The sequence below is a fragment of the Microbacterium sp. oral taxon 186 str. F0373 genome, assembly GCF_000411455.1.
Taxonomy (GTDB): domain Bacteria; phylum Actinomycetota; class Actinomycetes; order Actinomycetales; family Microbacteriaceae; genus Microbacterium.
Genome location: NZ_KE150457.1, coordinates 1,674,074 through 1,690,462, shown reverse-complemented (window position 1 = coordinate 1,690,462; position 16,389 = coordinate 1,674,074). Strand labels below are relative to the sequence as shown.

The following is a 16,389-nucleotide window of genomic DNA, read 5'->3' as shown; positions in this document are numbered from 1 at the left end:
GCGCGCTCACATGTCGGCCGGAGTCCACTCCGAGACCTCGTCGAGCTCGGCGACCTCGTCGGCCGTGAGCTGCACGCGACCGCCGTCGAGGAGGTCGGCGACCTGCGACAGCTCCGACGCCGATGCGATCGGGGCGACGACGGTCGGCTTCGCGCGCAGCCAGCCGAGGGCGGTCGCGGCGATCGAGACGTCGTGGGCCTTGCCGATGCGCTCGAGCACCTGGATGATCTGCAGGCCCTGCGGGGTGGCGTAGACCGCGGCGCCCTGCGCGCGCGGCGTGTCGTGGGCCGCGGCATCCGTCGAACGGTACTTGCCCGTCAGGAACCCCTTCGCCAGCGAGAAGTAGGGCACCAGCGACAGGCCGAACTCCTCGGCGACCGGCACGATGTCGTCTTCGGTCTCGCGGTGCACGAGGTTGTAGTGGGGCTGGATGGCGACGGGCTCGGCGACACCCAGCTCGCGCGCGATGCGCACCCACTCGCGGATGCGGTCGGCGGAGTAGTTCGACACGGCGGTGTAGCGGACGAGACCGTCGGACACGAGCTGGCCGAAGGCTGCGACCGTCTCCTCCAGGGGCGTGTCGGCGTCGTCGAAGTGCGCGTAGTACAGGTCGATCGACTCGACGCCCAGCCGCTCCAGCGACGCCTCCGCGGCGGCACGGACGGTGGATGCCGCGAGTCCTCTGAACTGCGGATGCTGGCTGACCTTGGTGGCCACGGTGACGTCGGTGTGGCCGCGCTCGGCGAGCCAGGCGCCGATGATCGTCTCGCTCTCGCCGCCGCTGTGGCCGGGGGCCCACGCGCTGTAGGAGTCGGCGGTGTCGATGAAGGTGCCGCCACCGGCGTGGAACGCGTCGAGGATCCGGAAGGACTCCTCGCGGTCGGCCGTCCAGCCGAACACGTTGCCGCCGAGGGCGAGGGGGAAGACGTCGATGTCGGTGTGCGCGATGCGGGTCATGCTTCGATCCAACCACCGGCGTGACGGACGTGTTCCCCGCATTCCGATCTGTTGCAGGGCCTGACGCGCACCCGGGAGGGGTGAGTATCGGCAACGGCCCCCGGCCGCGCGCCGCGGGGACCGCCGCGATGCGCGACAGGCGAGAGACGCGTCCGAGAAACCGCGCGCGGCGCGAGAAACCACCCCCAGGTGGGTTTCTCGCGGCGCCGTTGGTTTCTCGCCCGCGGCTCAGGCGTCCTTCGGGCGGCCGCGACATCCATTCAGTGGAATGGATGCGGGAAGCGTAGCGTTGTCGTCATCATGCAACGTTTCGGAACCCTCTCCTTTGGCCACTACGGCCCCCTCGGCGGTGGTCGCGAGCTGACCGCCGGCGACATGCTGCACCAGGCGATCGATCTCGCCCAGGGCATGGACGACCTCGGCGTCAACGGGGTCGCCGTGCGGGTGCACCACTTCGCACGGCAGCAGGCAGCCCCGATGCCGCTCTTGGCGGCGATGGCCGCGAAGACGAAGCGGATCGAGGTCGGCACCGGCGTCATCGACATGCGCTACGAGAACCCGCTGTACCTCGCGGAGGAGGCGGCCGCGGTCGACCTCATCTCCGACGGTCGGCTGGCTCTCGGCGTCAGCCGCGGTTCACCCGAGACGGTCGTGCGCGGCTACGAGAAGTTCGGCTACTCGGCATCCGACCCGCGCGGTGCCGACCTCGCACGCGAGCACATGGACCTGTTCCTCCGCGCGATCGACGGCGAGGGTCTGGCCGAGCGCGACGCCAACTCGCCCTTCGGCGGCGGCCACGGAATGCAGCGCATCGAGCCGCACGCACCGGGTCTGCGCTCGCGCGTCTGGTGGGGCGCGGGCTCGCGCGACACGGCCGAGTGGGCGGGACGCACGGGACTGAACCTGATGTCCTCGACCCTCGTCACCGAGGCCGACGGACGCCCGTTCGACATCCTGCAGGCCGAGCAGATCGACCGCTTCCGCGCCGCGTGGGCCGAGGCGGGCCACGCCGGCACGCCGCGGGTCTCGGTGAGCCGGTCCGTCTTCCCCATCACGACCGCGGAGGACGAGCTGTACTTCGGCCACAGCCAGGAGGGCGACGGCATCGGCTACATCGACGGCTTCCGCTCGACCTTCGGCAAGACGTATGCCGCCGCGCCCGACGTGCTCGTCGAGCAGCTGCTCCAGGATGCCGCGGTCATGTCCGCCGACACCCTGATGCTCACGATCCCCAGCCAGCTGGGCGTGGAGTTCAACCTGCGCATCATCGAGTCGTTCGCACGGCACGTCGCGCCCGCCCTCGGCTGGCAGTCGACGCTCGCGCCGGCCTGACCTCTCTCGCGCAGGGGTTTCGATCGCGCAGATTCGGAGATGCGCACCGGATGCGGACCGCGGATGCCGCGGCATCCGCATCCGGTGCGCAGATCCGAATCTGATGGGCGCGCGGACAGGGCCGGGGCGACCTTGCGCCGAGGCTGACGATGACCGACGCTGGTCGTCATGAGCCGCGTGCGCCTGGACCTGAACATCTCTATCGATGGCTTCGCAACGACCACCGATCAGACCCCGGAGAACCCCTTCGGCGAGGACTGGGGGCGCCTGACCCGCGACTACACGGCGACGCGGACGTTCCGGCAGCGCGTCCTGCACGACGACACGGGCGCGGGGACCACCGGCGTCGACGACGAGTACGCGCAGCGCTACTTCGCCGACCTCGGCGCCGAGATCATGGGCGCGGGCATGTTCGGCCTGCACGAACACGGCGACGATCCTCAGTGGCGGGGCTGGTGGGGCGACGAGCCGCCCCGTATCGGCGGAGGCGGAACGACCGCGCGCTCCTTCCTCGATGCCGGGCTGGTCGACGACCTGCATGTGGCCGTCGTGCCGATCGTCCTCGGCCGGGGCATCCGCCTCTGGGACGACCTGCGCGGCCTGGAGAACGGGTATGAGGTCCGCGCCGAGGCGGCCGAAAGCGGCGTGACCCACCTCACGTTCCGCCGCTGAGGGATCGGAAGGCAGCCGCAGATGCGCCGGGCGATCGCCGTCATCGCACTACTCACGCTCGTGGCGAGCCTCGCCGCGTGCGCGCGCCTTCGGGTGGATCCACCCGCGCCCTCCCCTGCCACAGCAGGCGCCCCCGTCGGCAAGTCGGAGCATCAGCTCACCGTCGACGGCCAGGAGCGGTCGTATCGGCTGTACGTGCCCGCTCATCCCTCCGCGCCGGCCGCACTCGTCGTCATGCTGCACGGCGGCTACGGGTCGGCTCAGCAGGCCGAGGCGTCGTACGGATGGGACCGGATCGCCGACGAGCACGGCGTCGTCATCCTCTACCCCAACGGCGACGGCCGGGCCTGGAATGCAGGTGGGGGATGCTGCGGCTCGTCCGCCCGCGACGGCACCGACGACGTGGCGTTCATCGCCGCGGCGGTTGCCGATGTGCAGAAGCAGGTTTCGATCGACGCCGGGGCCGTCTTCGCCGCCGGCATGTCCAACGGCGCGATGATGGCCTACCGACTCGCGTGCGAGACGACGCTCTTCGCCGCGATCGGCCCCGTGTCCGGAACGATGCCGGTCGGGCTGGAGTGCACCGCTCCCGCCCCGATCTCGGTGATGGCCGTGCACGGTGTGGACGACACCCGTGTGCTCTACGACGGGGGCGCGTCCACCGTCGGCACCGCGCGGATCGATGCCACCGCGCAACGGGATGTGCACGCGCTCTGGGCACGGGCGGCCTCGTGCGAAGAGGATGTCACCACCTCGGCGCCGCCGCTGACCACCGAGACCGCCGCCTGCCCCGACTCCCGCACGGTACAGCTCGTCAGCATCGCCGGGTACGGCCACGAATGGCCCTCACCCGACGGCGGATCCACGCCACAGGGCGAGCAGGTCTACCGGGGATGGGATGCCACCGCGCAGCTGTGGTCGTTCTTCGACACGCACCGACGACCGGCATCCGGCTGAGCGGAGACGAACGATGAAGACGAACGATGAAGGCGACCGTCTCATCCCCCCAGACCGACAGTCGCCTTCATCGTATCGCTGCCCGGCTTCGGGCGCCGGATCGCTTAGTCATGACGCTACGTCTTCGAGCCGCAGACGCCCAGTGAATATGGCCAATCTTGCGCCAACCTGCACATTCGGTTGAATAGAGCGCTCTTGCGGCCTCGCGAGCCGCTCGGAGCGCACGGATCTTGCGCAAGTCTTGAGGACGTCGATCTTGACGCGAAGTCAACAGCTCGCTACCGCGTCTGACCGACCGAGAGTCCGAGAACGGGATAGAGCACGGTGAAGCCCTCGACCAGACCGAGCTTCAACGCGTCCCCGGTGTGCCCGACGCCCGGGATATCGTAGCGGGTGACGGCCATCCCCGCCTTCCGCGCGGCCGCAGCGAGGGTGTCGGCGTGCGCCATGTATGCGGGGTCGGCGGATCCCGCCGTGAACACCGCCGTCATCCCGGCGTACGTCCCGGCCGGAGCGGCCGCCAGGATGTTCACGGGCTTGGAGGCTTCGAACGCCTCGCTGCTGCCGCCGTAGACGGTCTTGGTGATGTTGGCGACCTGCTCGGATCCCGGGAAGGGCTCTCCCGAGATGTCGAGGATGTTCTTCCACATCGCGGGGTAGTCGGCCCCGAAGGAGATCGCGCACCCTCCTCCGTTGGAGTATCCGGCGATGGTCCAGAAGGCGGGGTCGTTGATGATGCGCAGGTGCGCCTTCGCCCACGCGACGACGTCCTGCGTCACATAGGTGCGCGCCCGGCCGAAGGCCGCAGAGTCGGCGCACGCGGTGTCGGCATTGGCGGAGCCGACTTGATCGGCGACGATCACGATGGGCGCCAGGCCGTGGTTGCGGGCGGCGAACTCGTCCAGCACGTCGCTGATCGCGGTCGGGTCGGGGTTTCCGGGATGGCCCATCATCATGATGACCAGCGGCAGGGCCGGCGCGTTCGGAACGAGCGCGGCGGGAGGCAGGTAGATGCCCACGGGGCGGGCGGCGAAGCCGGATGCCGTGGCAGGAATGACCTGCGTGCCGCGTGACCCCTTGGCCGGCATTCCGGCGGGCGGCACGAAGGACTGCGCGAGCGGAACGGTCGGAACATCGGTTGTGGGTCCGACGTCGGGCAGATGGAGCGGGTCGTAGCCCGACACACCGAAGAGCGTCGCCAAGGTCGGGTTCAACCCGAAACCGGCGTTGATGCCGATCGCCGCGGCGACGAGAAACACCAGGACGGCGAGAGCGGACACGATCCGCCGCCACCACCGCGCACCCACCAGCGCGCCGAGCGCGAACCCGGAGGCAGCCAGGACACCGGCCGCCCACGGCACGACGAATCCCGGCAGGGGCGCCGGGCCGAACAGCTGCATCCGGTCGACGACGTGCACGAGCGCCACGCCCAGCCCGGCTCCGGCGAGCGCACCCCCCGCTGCCCACAGCATGGCGCGCCTGTTCCAACGACGCACGAGCACGATCAGAAGGAACGCTCCCGCGATCGTGTAGACGATGATCGGGACAGCTCCGTCGATGATCGGCAACTGCCAGATCTGCATGCACCGACTCTATGGGCAGATACCTCGGTCGACGCTGAGTGTGGCGCGCACGCGTTCCGCGTCGGCGCAGATCAGCCGGCGAGGCTGACCGAGCGCCGACGGCGCAACAGCCCCGCCCCCAGGAGCACCGACATCACCGCCGCCAGCGCAACCGGAGCGAAGGCCGCACCGTCGTCGCCCGTCGAGGCCAGAACAGCGGCACCGACGGTGATCTCGGTCCAGCCCAGCACGGTTCCCGCGGCATCCGTGACCACGATGCGATGTACGCCCGCCGCCGTGCCCGCCGGGATGATCGCCGTCACGGTACGGGCGGCAGTCACGGTGGCAGAGCCGAGATCGGTGGGCGTCGAGAACATCCAGATGTGCACGCGCTCGCCGGACACCGCCGCAGGCACGGTGATCGTCACCCCCTGTCCGGTCACCGCGGATGCCGGGGCCTGCAGCCCGCCGCGCGTCGCCGTCGTCAGCTCTGCCGCGGAGGGGGCCGCACCGGCGGTCGGCACGAGCGTGGCCGATGGTGTGGGCGTCGCAGACGGCTGACCGGTGGGCTGCGGCGTCCCTGTGGGCGCCGGGGTGCCCGTCGGATTCGGGGTCGGCGAGGCGTCGCTGCAGGTCAGCGTTCCGCTGCGCAGCGAGAATCCGTCGGTGCGGGCGTCGTCCACGTAGAAGGTGGGCGTGACACCGTCGAGGCACGCCTCCCCGAGGGCGAACCCCTCGTTCGCGACGTTCGATGTCTGCGCGGGGCGCGCGTAGATATGCGCCTGCTGGAATGTTCCGGCCGATGGCCCCGCCCCGGCGATCGCGTACGTCGCGATCCGTCCGTCGCAGGCATCGTCGCAGACGATCCAGAGCTGGTCGCGAGCGAACTGCACCTCCGCGACGACGGGGAACGGCGAGGCGATCGTCGCGATCCGCGCGAACGAGCCGTCAGCGGCGAGAGCGTAGGCGTAGACCGCGGCAGTGCCCTCGACACCGACGAAGAACAGCCCGTCGCCGTGGCCCGGATAGCGGGCGGGGTCGTACGCCGCGCCGGTGGTGCCGTCCAGGAATCCGCGGGCGCTCAGCCATGCGTCCGGAATCCAGGTCAGCCCTTCGATGCCGGAGTTGGCGCCGATACCGGGGAAGTCGGCGGCGAGGTTCCACTCGGCCGTGGCCGTGAGCTCGCTCGCCTCGTCCGACGGCTGGTAGCGCAGCACCGCGGGGCGGCTCACCTTGTTGTTGTCGTTGTCGCGCTCGCTGCCCACATAGACGGCGTCGCCGACGGCGGTGACCGCCTCGGCATCCACCCGCCCCGACCCGGTCGGATAGTGCAGCGCCTTGCCGTCCGCCCATCCCGGCGCCTGTGCCCACGCGTCGCCGTGGGCGAGGAGCCGGTGCAGGCGTCCGCGGCCGTTCTCGACGGCCCAGAGCGTGCCACCCGCGACGTCGAGTCCGCTGAGGTTCGCGTCGGGGTACTCGTTCTTCTGATCGAGCACGCGCACGCTGGCGCCTCCCGGCCAAACCTCGGTCGCGGGCGGGTCTCCGGCACACGTGTTGGCGGTTCCCGGAGTGGATGCCGAGGTATCGGCGAGCGCACCGGTTGCATCGGGACAGCGCCCCCACGTGGTGCTGGCGTGTGCCGTCCACGAGGTCGCGTCGATCTCGGTGGTGCCGTCGCGGTCGAAGAGGTGCACGGCATCAGCGCTCCCGAGTCCGAAACCGAACGCCGACTTCTGCAGGACGAGGTAGCCCTGAGGCGCGATCGTCGTCCCCGCCGGGATCGTGTAGCGGTTCTTCGTGGTCTCGGAGTCGGTGACGACCATGCCCGCGACCGAGATCTCAGCGTGGGAGCGGTTGACGAGCTCGATCCAGTCGTCGGGGCTTCCACCACTGGACTCGACCTCGTTGATCGCCACCGGCACACCGCACGCGTTGGCCGCACCCTTGGTCGCCGCGACCGTCTCCCGCAGCTCGCCCGTGCCGTCGGGGCAGCGACCGAGCGTCGTCACCGCGTGCGCCGTCCATGCCGCCTCTGCGATGAGCGTCGTGCGATCCGGTGCGAACAGGCGCACCTTGTCGGCGCTGCCGAGTCCGAACGGGAACCCGGGCGCGGAGCCGACGCTCTTCTGCACGATCAGGAACCCGCGCGCCGGCAGGATCGACCCCGACGGCAGCTCGTAGCGATGATCGGAGGCATCGCCGTCGTCGCGCACCTCGTAGCCGGTGAGGTCGATCGCGGCATCCGTCGTGTTGAAGAGCTCGAACCAGTCGTCGGGATCACCGCCGTTGGACTCGACCTCGTTCACGGCCACGGCACCGGACGGCGGCAGCGCGCTCGTCGGCGAGGGGCTGGGTGTCGAGGTCGGGGTGGGTGTCGGGGTGGGCGAGGCTGCGGCGCAGATGTTGGTCGCGCCCGGCGTCGCGGTCGTGGTCTGCGTGAACGCGCCGAGGCCGTCGGGGCAACGCCCGTAGGTCACCGTGGCGTGAGCCGTCCACCCGTAGGAGTCGACGAGCGTCGTGCCGTCGGGGCGGAACAGCCGCGCCGCGTCCGCCTTGCCGAGTCCGAACGTCATCGCCGGTTTGGTGAACACGTAGAAGGCGCCGGGCGCGAGGGTCGTTCCCACCGGAATCGCATCGGTACGGGTGTCGTCGTCGTCCTTGACGATCCATCCGGAGATGTCGACCGCCGCCGCTGAGGTGTTGACCAGCTCGATCCAGTCGGGACTCTTGCCGTCGTCGGACTCGATCTCATTGATGACCACGCCCTCGGTCGTCGCAACGGCCGCAGCCGGCAGGGCGACGGCGATGCCCGCCGACAGGCAGGCGAGCGCGGCGGTCAGCAGGGCGGTCACGCGAAGGCGCGAGGGCGAGGAGGACAAGTCGGCTCCAGACTCGAGACGAACGCTCGATGAGGGGGTCGGCGGGGCCCCTGTGACGGCGGCACTGCCGACGGTTGCGGGTGCGGAAGAACGCCGGATCGACGGCAGGTGAACGGATGCCGACGCGCAGCGATACGGCACGAGCACCCCTTTCCGCAGGGCCGGAAGAAACCCCCGCAGATCGGGGGTGGCGCGCACGACCGACACCGTGAATAATATGAGGTATGACCACAGGTCGCCCGGTTGGGTACAGCGCCATTTCCAGTTATTCACGTGTCGAGATCCTGCACCTCGTCCAGGAGCAGCCGCGTCGAACGATCACCGAGATCGTCGAGGCGACGGGCCTGCACCCGAACACCGTGCGCGAGCATCTGCAACGTCTGATCGACGAGGGCTACGTCGTGTCGGCGGCGGAGCACCGCACCACCCGCGGTCGCCCGCGTGTGCTCTACAGCGCGGCCGACGGCATCCTGGCCTCCAGTGCCATCCAGCGCCGCAAGGTGCGCGCCGCCGCCGAACGGGGCGACCTGATGCGCCGAGTGCTGCCGGGAGCCGCGCCCGAGCTCGACACCGAAGCCCTCCATCAGGTGGACGCCCTCGTCGAGGACCTCATCGACGCCGGCTTCGATCCCCTCGTCGATGAGCGCGAGCTGACCGTCGACCTCACCCCCTGCGCACACGCCTCTTCCCAGGCCGAGCATCGCGAAGTGCTGTGCCGCGTGCACCTGGGTCTCATGCAGAGCGTGCTCAGCGCCGCCGGCGGGCCGCTCGCCGTCGATGACATGCGCCCCTCCTGCGACCCGCGCGAGTGCGTCGTCCAGCTGATGTTCGCCGGCGCCACGGCCTGATCAGAACCCGATTCTTTTTCACGGCCCAGGGCGCCCGGGGCTGGGAAATCCTTGTGTAGCTTCAGTCTCGAAGAAGACTCCCGCCCTCGGAAGGATGACGATGGACTTCCTGGATCCGCTGCTGCTCGCCCGCTGGCAGTTCGGCCTGACCACCCTGTACCACTTCATCTTCGTGCCGCTCACGCTCGGCATGTCGCTGTTCGTCGCCATCTTCCAGACCATGTGGCACCGCACCGGCGATGTGAAGTGGCTGCACCTGACGCGCTTCTTCGGGAAGATCTTCCTGATCAACTTCGCGATGGGCATCGTCACCGGCATCGTGCAGGAGTTCCAGTTCGGCATGAACTGGTCGAGCTACTCCCGCTTCGTCGGCGACGTGTTCGGCGCCCCGCTGGCCTTCGAGGGCCTCATGGCCTTCTTCTTCGAGGCGACGTTCATCGGCCTGTGGATCTTCGGGTGGAACAAGCTCCCCCGCCGCATCCACCTGCTCACCATCTGGATGACGGTCGTCGGCACCTGGCTGTCGGCGTACTTCATCCTCGCGGCCAACGCGTTCATGCAGAACCCGAAGGGCTACCAGATGTCCGCCTCGGGTCACCGCGCCGAAATGGCCGACTTCTGGCAGGTGCTGACCAACCCGGTCGCGCTGACGCAGTTCCCTCACACCATCTCCGCGGCGCTCATGTTCTCCGCCGGTGTCGTGATCGCGGCATCCGCCTGGCACCTCGCCCGCAAGCAGAACATCGAGATGCTGCGCCCGGCGCTGAAGTTCGGCCTCTGGGCGATGATCATCGGCTTCGTCGCGGTCTTCCTCTCCGGTGACCAGCTGGGCCTGGTCATGGTCCAGACGCAGCCCATGAAGATGGCCGCCGCCGAGGCGATGTTCAACTCGGCGTGCGGAGCCAATGCCTCCTTCTCGATCTTCTCGATCGGCACCCCCGACGGCACCGGTGAAGTGTGGTCGCTGCGCGTTCCGTACGTGCTCGCGTTCCTGTCGACGCACGACTTCAACGGCTGCGTCGAGGGCATCAACGACCTCAACCAGCTCTACACGACGCAGCTGTTCCCGCAGTTCGCCGACCAGGTGAACGGCAACTTCGCGCCCGTCCTGTGGGTCACGTACTGGGCCTTCCGCTGGATGATGGGCTTCGGCCTGCTCTCCACCGCGATCGCTGCTGCGGGCCTCTGGGTCACCCGCAAGAACGCGAAGCGCCCGGTCGCGGGCTGGATGTGGCGGCTCGCCGTCTGGCAGGCGCCGCTGGCCCTGCTCGGCATCCTCGTCGGGTGGATCTTCACCGAGATGGGACGTCAACCCTGGATCGTGTTCGGTCTGATGCTCACGCAGGACGGCGTCTCGCCGAACGTGCCCGGCTGGACCGTGCTGATCTCGCTGATCGCCTTCACCGCGATCTACGCGATCCTCGCGGTCGTCGAGTTCGGCCTCATCGTCAAGACGGTCAAGGAGGGTCCGCAGCCCCTGCCCGGACCCGATGACCCCGACCCGTCCGATGTCCCGGTCGATCAGACCCCGTCCACGGTGTACTAGGAGCTGACATGGACCTCGCCTACCTCTGGTTCTTCATCGTCGGAGTGCTGTTCGTCGGCTACTTCGTGCTCGACGGCTTCGACTTCGGTGTCGGCATGTCGCTGCCCTTCCTCGGCAAGGACGAGGTGTCGCGACGCCAGGTGATCAACACGATCGGACCGATCTGGGACCTCAACGAGACCTGGGTCATCGTCGCGGGCGCCTGCCTGTTCGCGGCCTTCCCGGAGTGGTATGCCACGCTGTTCAGCGGCTTCTATCTCCCCCTGCTGCTCATCCTGCTCGCGCTGATCGCCCGCGGCGTCTCGTTCGAATACCGCCACCAGCGTGACGACCTGCGGTGGAAGCGTCGCTTCGACTGGATGATCGTGGTCGGCTCGGCACTGCCTGCCCTGCTGTGGGGCGTCGCAGTCGCGAACATCGTGCAGGGCGTGCCGATCGACGCCGACAAGAACTTCACCGGCTCGCTCTTCACGCTGCTGAATCCCTACGGCCTCTGGGTCGGCGTGACGACGCTGCTGCTGTTCTTCCTGCACGGCGTCTACTTCGTGGGCCTCAAGACCGACGGCCAGGTGCACCACGACGCGCAGGCGCTCGGCAAGAAGCTCGCGATCCCGACCGTGATCTTCGCGGCCGGAACCGTGGTGTGGACGATCTTCCTCGCCGCCGGTCGCGGCGCCCCGCTGCTGTGGGCGGTCATCGCCTGCGGCGTGATCGCGGCGGTCGCCCTGCTGCTGTCGGTGTGGTTCAACATCGCCGACCGCGACGGCAAGGCGTTCGCGGCCGGAGCGGTCACGATCGTGTTCGCCGTGCTGACTCTGTGGCTCGCACTGTTCCCCTACGTCATGCCGTCGACGACCGATGACGCCTTCAGCCTGACCATCTCGAATGCGTCCAGCACGCCGATGACGCTGCAGATCATGTCGTGGGCCGCGCTCATCTTCCTGCCGCTCGTGCTCGCCTACCAGGCGTGGACGTACTGGATCTTCCGCAAGCGGATCACCCGCACGACGATCGAGAAGGCGGAACTGACCGCAGCCCACTGAGGCCGCTTCACCGGCCCCGGCGCTCGCCCCACGGGTGAGGACCGGGGCCGGTGTCCGTTTATGAGGCAGGATCGAACAATGGCAACCGAAGCCGACCAGGGCCGCACGCGGGTGCGGCCCGTCGACCCGCGACTGGTGCGCTACGCGTCGGCGTCGCGGGCGTTCTTCGCCGCGATCGCCGTGATCGGCGCGTTGCAGACCGCCGTCGTCGTCGCGTTCGCCTGGCTCCTGACACGCGTGATCACGCGCGCCATCGACGGGATGCCGTGGGCCGAGCTGACCACGCTGCTGACCGCACTGGCGGCCGTCATCACCGCCCGTGCGCTGCTGCTGTGGGCACGCGAAGCCCTCTCGGCGCGTGCAGCCGCGCGCGTACAGGCGCAGCTGCGGGCGCAGCTCGTGGATGCCGTCGGCATCCTGGGCCCGGGATGGCTGGCAGGCCGCAACAGCGCGCAGCTCGCGGTGACCGCGGGGCGCGGCCTCGAAGCGTTGGACGCGTACTTCGGACGCTATCTGCCACAGCTCGTGCTCACCGTGATCGCGACCCCGGTGCTGGTCGCCGTGATGTGGTGGCAGGACTGGATCTCCGGGCTCACGGTGCTGCTCACTCTCCCCCTGATCCCGCTGTTCATGGTGCTGATCGGCCTCGCGACGCGCACGGTGCAGCAGAAGCAGTGGCGCACGCTGGGGCGCCTGGCCGCCCGCTTCGCCGATACGGTCCAGGGCCTGTCGACGCTCAAGGTCTTCGGCCGTCAGCATCGCGCCGTGCGGTCGATCGAGAAAGTCACCGACACCTACCGCGTCGAGACGATGCGGGTGCTGCGCGTGTCGTTCCTGTCGGGTTTCGCCCTCGAGCTGCTGGCGTCGATCTCGGTCGCGATCGTGGCCGTGTCGATCGGCTTCCGCCTGGTCGACGGGTCACTGGCGCTCGCCGTCGGCCTGTTCGTGCTGCTGCTGGCGCCCGAGGCCTACCTTCCGCTGCGCCAGGTCGGCGTGCAGTTCCATGCCGCTGCAGAAGGCGTGGCCGCGACCGACGACGTCTTCGCGGTGCTCGACGAGGCCCGCGAGCTCGCCGCCCATGCGCAGCGCGCGCCGCGGACGGCCGACGCCGCGACGGTGGGCGCCGGCCCGGGACGACTCGTGCTCACCGGACTGCGCGTCCGGCGCGGCGACCTGCTCCTGCCCTCCGTCGACCTCGTCGCGGAGCCCGGCACCGTCACGCTCATCGAAGGGCCGAGCGGCGCGGGCAAGTCGAGCGTGTTCGCGGCCCTCCGCGGCGCGGTCACCTTCGACGGGCGCGCCGAGCTGGACGGCACGCCGGTGAACGCGCTCTCCCCCGCGACGTGGCTGGCCTGGGCCGGGCAGCATCCGGGACTGATCTCCGGCACCATCGCAGACAATGTCGCGCTGGGCGACGATGAGACTGCCGCGGCATCGCGGGGCCCCCTGGTCGCACGCGCGCTGGAGCTCGCCCAGGCGGGCGCGCTCGATCCCGACCAGCAGCTCGGGGTGCAGGGCGCGGGATTGTCCGGCGGACAGGCCCAGCGCGTCGCCGTGGCGCGCGCCGTCTTCCGTCACCTTCGCGCTCGCGCCGCCGTGATCGCCCTCGACGAGCCGAGTTCCGCACTGGATGCCGCGACGGAGGCGGCCCTGTGGCGCGGCATCCGGGATCTCGCCGATGGCGGAGCGACGGTGCTTCTCATCTCTCACCGGCGCAGCGCGCGGGAGATCGCCGACCGCGTCGTGACGCTGTCGGCGACACCGGCGGGGGTCGGAGCATGACCACGACGACGGACGTGCTGCGGCGGGCGATGCCGTCGTTGCGCCGATTCTGGCCGGGCGCCGCGTCGGGCTTCCTCTCGGAGGCGTCGGCGGTCGCCCTGCTCGCCTGCAGCGCGTGGCTCATCGTGCGCGCCAGCGAGCAGCCTCCGGTGATGTACCTGTCGGCCGCCGTCGTGGGCGTGCGCGCCTTCGCTCTCAGCCGGGCCGCCTTCCGCTACACCGAGCGACTCGCGAGCCACGATGCGGCGCTGCGCCAGCTCGCGGTGACGCGCACCGACCTGGTACGCAGGCTCATTCCGCTCGCCCCCGACGGACTGACCCGCACGCGGCGCGGCTCGGTGCTCGGCGCTCTCGTCGACGACGTGGACGAGCTGCAGAACCTGCCGCTGCGCGTCGTGCTGCCGCTCGTGTCGTCGGCGACGGTGGCCCTCGGCGCCGTCGTGCTCGTCGGGATCGTCTGGTGGCCGGCGGCGCTCACCCTGCTCGCGTGCCTCCTCGTGGCGGCGGTCGTTGCGGTCGGCTGGGGATGGGTGGCCGGATCTCGCGCCGAACGTTCCATCGCGCCGTTGCGCGCACGCCTCGCCGACGCCGTGCTCGATCATCTCGCGAGCTTGGACGTTCTCGCCGCGTACGGAGCCGACGCGCACAGTGCGCAGCGCATCGCCGCGGCGGATGTCGCGTTGCGGCGGGCGGTGACCCGCCGGGCGGGTGCGCAGGCGGGCTCGACGGCCGTCGTGTCGGTGCTGGCTGGCGCGGCCTCCGTCTTCGCCGTGCTGGCCGCCGTTCCGGCGCTCGGCGACGGGACGATCACCGCTCCTGCCTTCGCCGTCGCGGTGCTCGTGCCGATGGCCGTGTTCGAGGTCTTCGCCGCGGTGCCGGCGGCAGCGTCTTCATGGCGACAGGTGCGCGCCGCGGCCGCACGCATCGCCGAGGCCGTGCCGGACGAGGCACCGGCGGGCATCCCGCTCGAGGTCGCCCGCGACGCCGATGCGCACGCACGAACGGACGCCGCTCTCGGCGCTGGCCTCGTTCTGCAGGGCGTCGCGGCGCGCTGGCCGGGAGCCGCAGAGGATGCCCTGCACGCGTTGGATCTGACGGTCGCCCCGGGCGAGCGGATCCTGGTCGTGGGCTCCAGCGGCGCCGGCAAGACCACGGCGGCGCACGTCCTCGTGCGCTTCTTGGAGACGACCGCCGGCCGCTACACGATCGGCGGGGTCGATGTGCACGACCTCGACCCCGACACCGTCCGCGAGACGGTCGGGCTCTGCGAACAGCAGCCGATGCTCTTCGACGAGGACATCCGGCAGAACCTCCTCTTCGCCCGCGACACGGCCACGGATGCCGAGCTGGAGGCGGTGCTGCAGCGGGTGGGCCTGGGCGACTGGCTCGCCGAGCGCGGCGGCCTGGATGCGCGCGTCGGCGAGCGCGGAGCCCTCGTGTCGGGCGGGCAGGCCCAGCGGATCGCGCTAGCACGGGCGCTGCTGCACGGCTTCCCCGTGCTGGTGCTCGACGAGCCGACCGCCGGCGTCGACGCGGACGCCTCCGACGCCCTCCTGACCGACCTGCTCGGTGCCGTCGGACCCGACCGCGCCGTCGTGCTGATCTCGCACGTCGACGTCCCCGCCGAGCTCGTCGACCGCACGGTGCGGCTGACCGGCGGACGCATCGAAGCCTGAGCTCAGCCGCCGATCGCGTTCATCCCGCGCGCCGGCTGCAGGAACGACGGATCGTCGATCGCGTGGCCGGGAAGCTTGCCGGCGATGCAGTCGTGCAGCAGCGCGTCGAGCGCGACATCGTCGGCGCCGGCGCGCAGCAGCGGCATAAGGTCGTACTCGTCGTTGGAGAACAGGCAGTTGCGCAGCTGACCGTCCGCGGTGAGCCGCAGGCGGTCGCATGCGCCGCAGAACGGGGCGGTGACCGAGGCGATCACGCCGACAGCGGCGGGTCCGCCATCGAGCAGGAAACGCTCCGCAGGCGCTCCCCCGCGACCCGGAACGGGCTCGAGGCTCCAGCGTTCCGAGAGCGCTGAGAGGATCTCGTCGCGGGTCACCATGCGGGCGCGATCCCATGTGTGACCGGCATCCAGAGGCATCTGTTCGATGAAGCGCATCTCGGCGCCGTGATCGAGCGCGAAGGCGACGAGGTCGACGAGCTCGTGGTCGTTGACGCCACGCATGGCGACCGCGTTGAGCTTGAGCGGGCGAAGGCCCGATGCGGATGCCGCGGCGATGCCCTCCACGACATCGTCGAGGCGGTCGCGTCGGGTGAGCTCGCGGAAGCGGTCGCGGTCGAGAGTGTCGATCGAGATGTTGAGGCGGTCAAGCCCGGCATCGATGAGGTCGGGCAGCACCTCGCCCAGGCGGATGCCGTTCGTCGTGAGGGCGACCTCGACGGGGCCGTCGGGACCGGCGATCGCGGCGATACGCCGCACGACGTCGACGATGTCGGCGCGCAGCAGTGGCTCGCCGCCCGTCAGCCGGAAGGTCGTGATCCCGGATACCGCCGCCAACCGCGCGACCCGCACGATCTCATCGGTCGAGAGGATGCTGGTGCGCGCGAGCCACTCGTTGCCCTGCTCGGGCATGCAGTAGGTGCACCGCAGCGAGCACCGGTCGGTCAGCGAGATCCGCAGGTCACGGTGCACGCGACCGAAACGGTCGACGAGCGGGGCGCCCGGGGCCGTCGGCCGCGCTGACGCGGCGCGTCCCGTGCGCAGCATGAGCGGGACGGCGGGCATGCACCGAGGCTACCCGGCTGTGCGCGGGCGGAGGCCGAATAGCGGATTCTCTTGCCAGTTTCGTACTTTTGTTC

12 protein-coding genes are annotated in these 16,389 nt (G+C 70.2%); 8 read left to right on the top strand and 4 right to left on the bottom strand.

Annotation, left to right across the window (positions count from 1 at the left end):
- Positions 1–6 precede the first annotated feature (6 nt).
- The gene (locus HMPREF1529_RS07885; RefSeq protein ID WP_016464412.1) at positions 7–957 is read right to left on the bottom strand and encodes an aldo/keto reductase; all 951 of its coding nucleotides are present in this window, start codon (positions 955–957) and stop codon (positions 7–9) included.
- 300 nt (positions 958–1,257) lie between these two features.
- Here HMPREF1529_RS07885 and HMPREF1529_RS07880 point away from each other — a divergent pair, with 300 nt between their 5' ends.
- The 3 genes from HMPREF1529_RS07880 (at position 1,258) to HMPREF1529_RS07870 (ending at position 3,918) form a co-directional block, all read left to right on the top strand.
- Positions 1,258–2,289 carry an LLM class flavin-dependent oxidoreductase gene (locus tag HMPREF1529_RS07880; protein WP_016464411.1) on the top strand — a complete coding sequence of 344 codons (1,032 nt, stop codon included), beginning with the start codon at positions 1,258–1,260 and terminating at the stop codon, positions 2,287–2,289.
- A 168-nt stretch (positions 2,290–2,457) separates the two neighbouring features.
- A complete protein-coding gene (locus HMPREF1529_RS07875) occupies positions 2,458–2,961 on the top strand; it encodes a dihydrofolate reductase family protein (protein WP_016464410.1) in 504 nt (167 codons plus the stop codon).
- Positions 2,962–2,982: 21 nt separating this feature from the next.
- Entirely contained in the window at positions 2,983–3,918 is a 936-nt protein-coding gene (locus tag HMPREF1529_RS07870) for an extracellular catalytic domain type 1 short-chain-length polyhydroxyalkanoate depolymerase (protein ID WP_016464409.1), read from the top strand.
- A gap of 278 nt (positions 3,919–4,196) precedes the next feature.
- Here the strand turns inward: HMPREF1529_RS07870 and HMPREF1529_RS07865 are convergent, their stop codons facing one another.
- Both HMPREF1529_RS07865 and HMPREF1529_RS07860 read right to left on the bottom strand, forming a co-directional pair.
- Complete coding sequence (locus tag HMPREF1529_RS07865; protein ID WP_016464408.1) at positions 4,197–5,501, bottom strand: alpha/beta hydrolase; 1,305 nt, start codon at positions 5,499–5,501, stop codon at positions 4,197–4,199.
- 71 nt (positions 5,502–5,572) lie between these two features.
- Complete coding sequence (locus HMPREF1529_RS07860) at positions 5,573–8,332, bottom strand: lamin tail domain-containing protein (protein ID WP_016464407.1); 2,760 nt, start codon at positions 8,330–8,332, stop codon at positions 5,573–5,575.
- Positions 8,333–8,583: 251 nt separating this feature from the next.
- Between HMPREF1529_RS07860 and HMPREF1529_RS07855 the strand changes: the two genes are divergently transcribed.
- The 5 genes from HMPREF1529_RS07855 to cydC all read left to right on the top strand — a co-directional run bounded on the left by HMPREF1529_RS07855 (position 8,584) and on the right by cydC (position 15,254).
- Positions 8,584–9,207: a helix-turn-helix transcriptional regulator gene (locus HMPREF1529_RS07855; protein WP_005051389.1), complete on the top strand. Its 624-nt coding sequence runs from the start codon at positions 8,584–8,586 to the stop codon at positions 9,205–9,207.
- 100 nt (positions 9,208–9,307) lie between these two features.
- Positions 9,308–10,753: a cytochrome ubiquinol oxidase subunit I gene (locus HMPREF1529_RS07850; protein ID WP_005051393.1), complete on the top strand. Its 1,446-nt coding sequence runs from the start codon at positions 9,308–9,310 to the stop codon at positions 10,751–10,753.
- Positions 10,754–10,761: 8 nt separating this feature from the next.
- Positions 10,762–11,796, top strand: coding sequence for a cytochrome d ubiquinol oxidase subunit II (cydB, locus tag HMPREF1529_RS07845; protein ID WP_005051395.1), 1,035 nt, complete (start codon positions 10,762–10,764; stop codon positions 11,794–11,796).
- A gap of 78 nt (positions 11,797–11,874) precedes the next feature.
- A complete protein-coding gene (gene cydD, locus HMPREF1529_RS07840; RefSeq protein WP_016464406.1) occupies positions 11,875–13,578 on the top strand; it encodes a thiol reductant ABC exporter subunit CydD in 1,704 nt (567 codons plus the stop codon).
- A complete protein-coding gene (gene cydC, locus HMPREF1529_RS07835; RefSeq protein WP_016464405.1) occupies positions 13,575–15,254 on the top strand; it encodes a thiol reductant ABC exporter subunit CydC in 1,680 nt (559 codons plus the stop codon). Before cydD ends, cydC begins: the two co-directional genes overlap by 4 nt.
- 2 nt (positions 15,255–15,256) lie before the next feature.
- Here cydC and moaA read toward each other — a convergent pair whose 3' ends face one another.
- Positions 15,257–16,315 carry a GTP 3',8-cyclase MoaA gene (moaA, locus tag HMPREF1529_RS07830; RefSeq protein ID WP_016464404.1) on the bottom strand — a complete coding sequence of 353 codons (1,059 nt, stop codon included), beginning with the start codon at positions 16,313–16,315 and terminating at the stop codon, positions 15,257–15,259.
- Positions 16,316–16,389 lie beyond the last annotated feature (74 nt).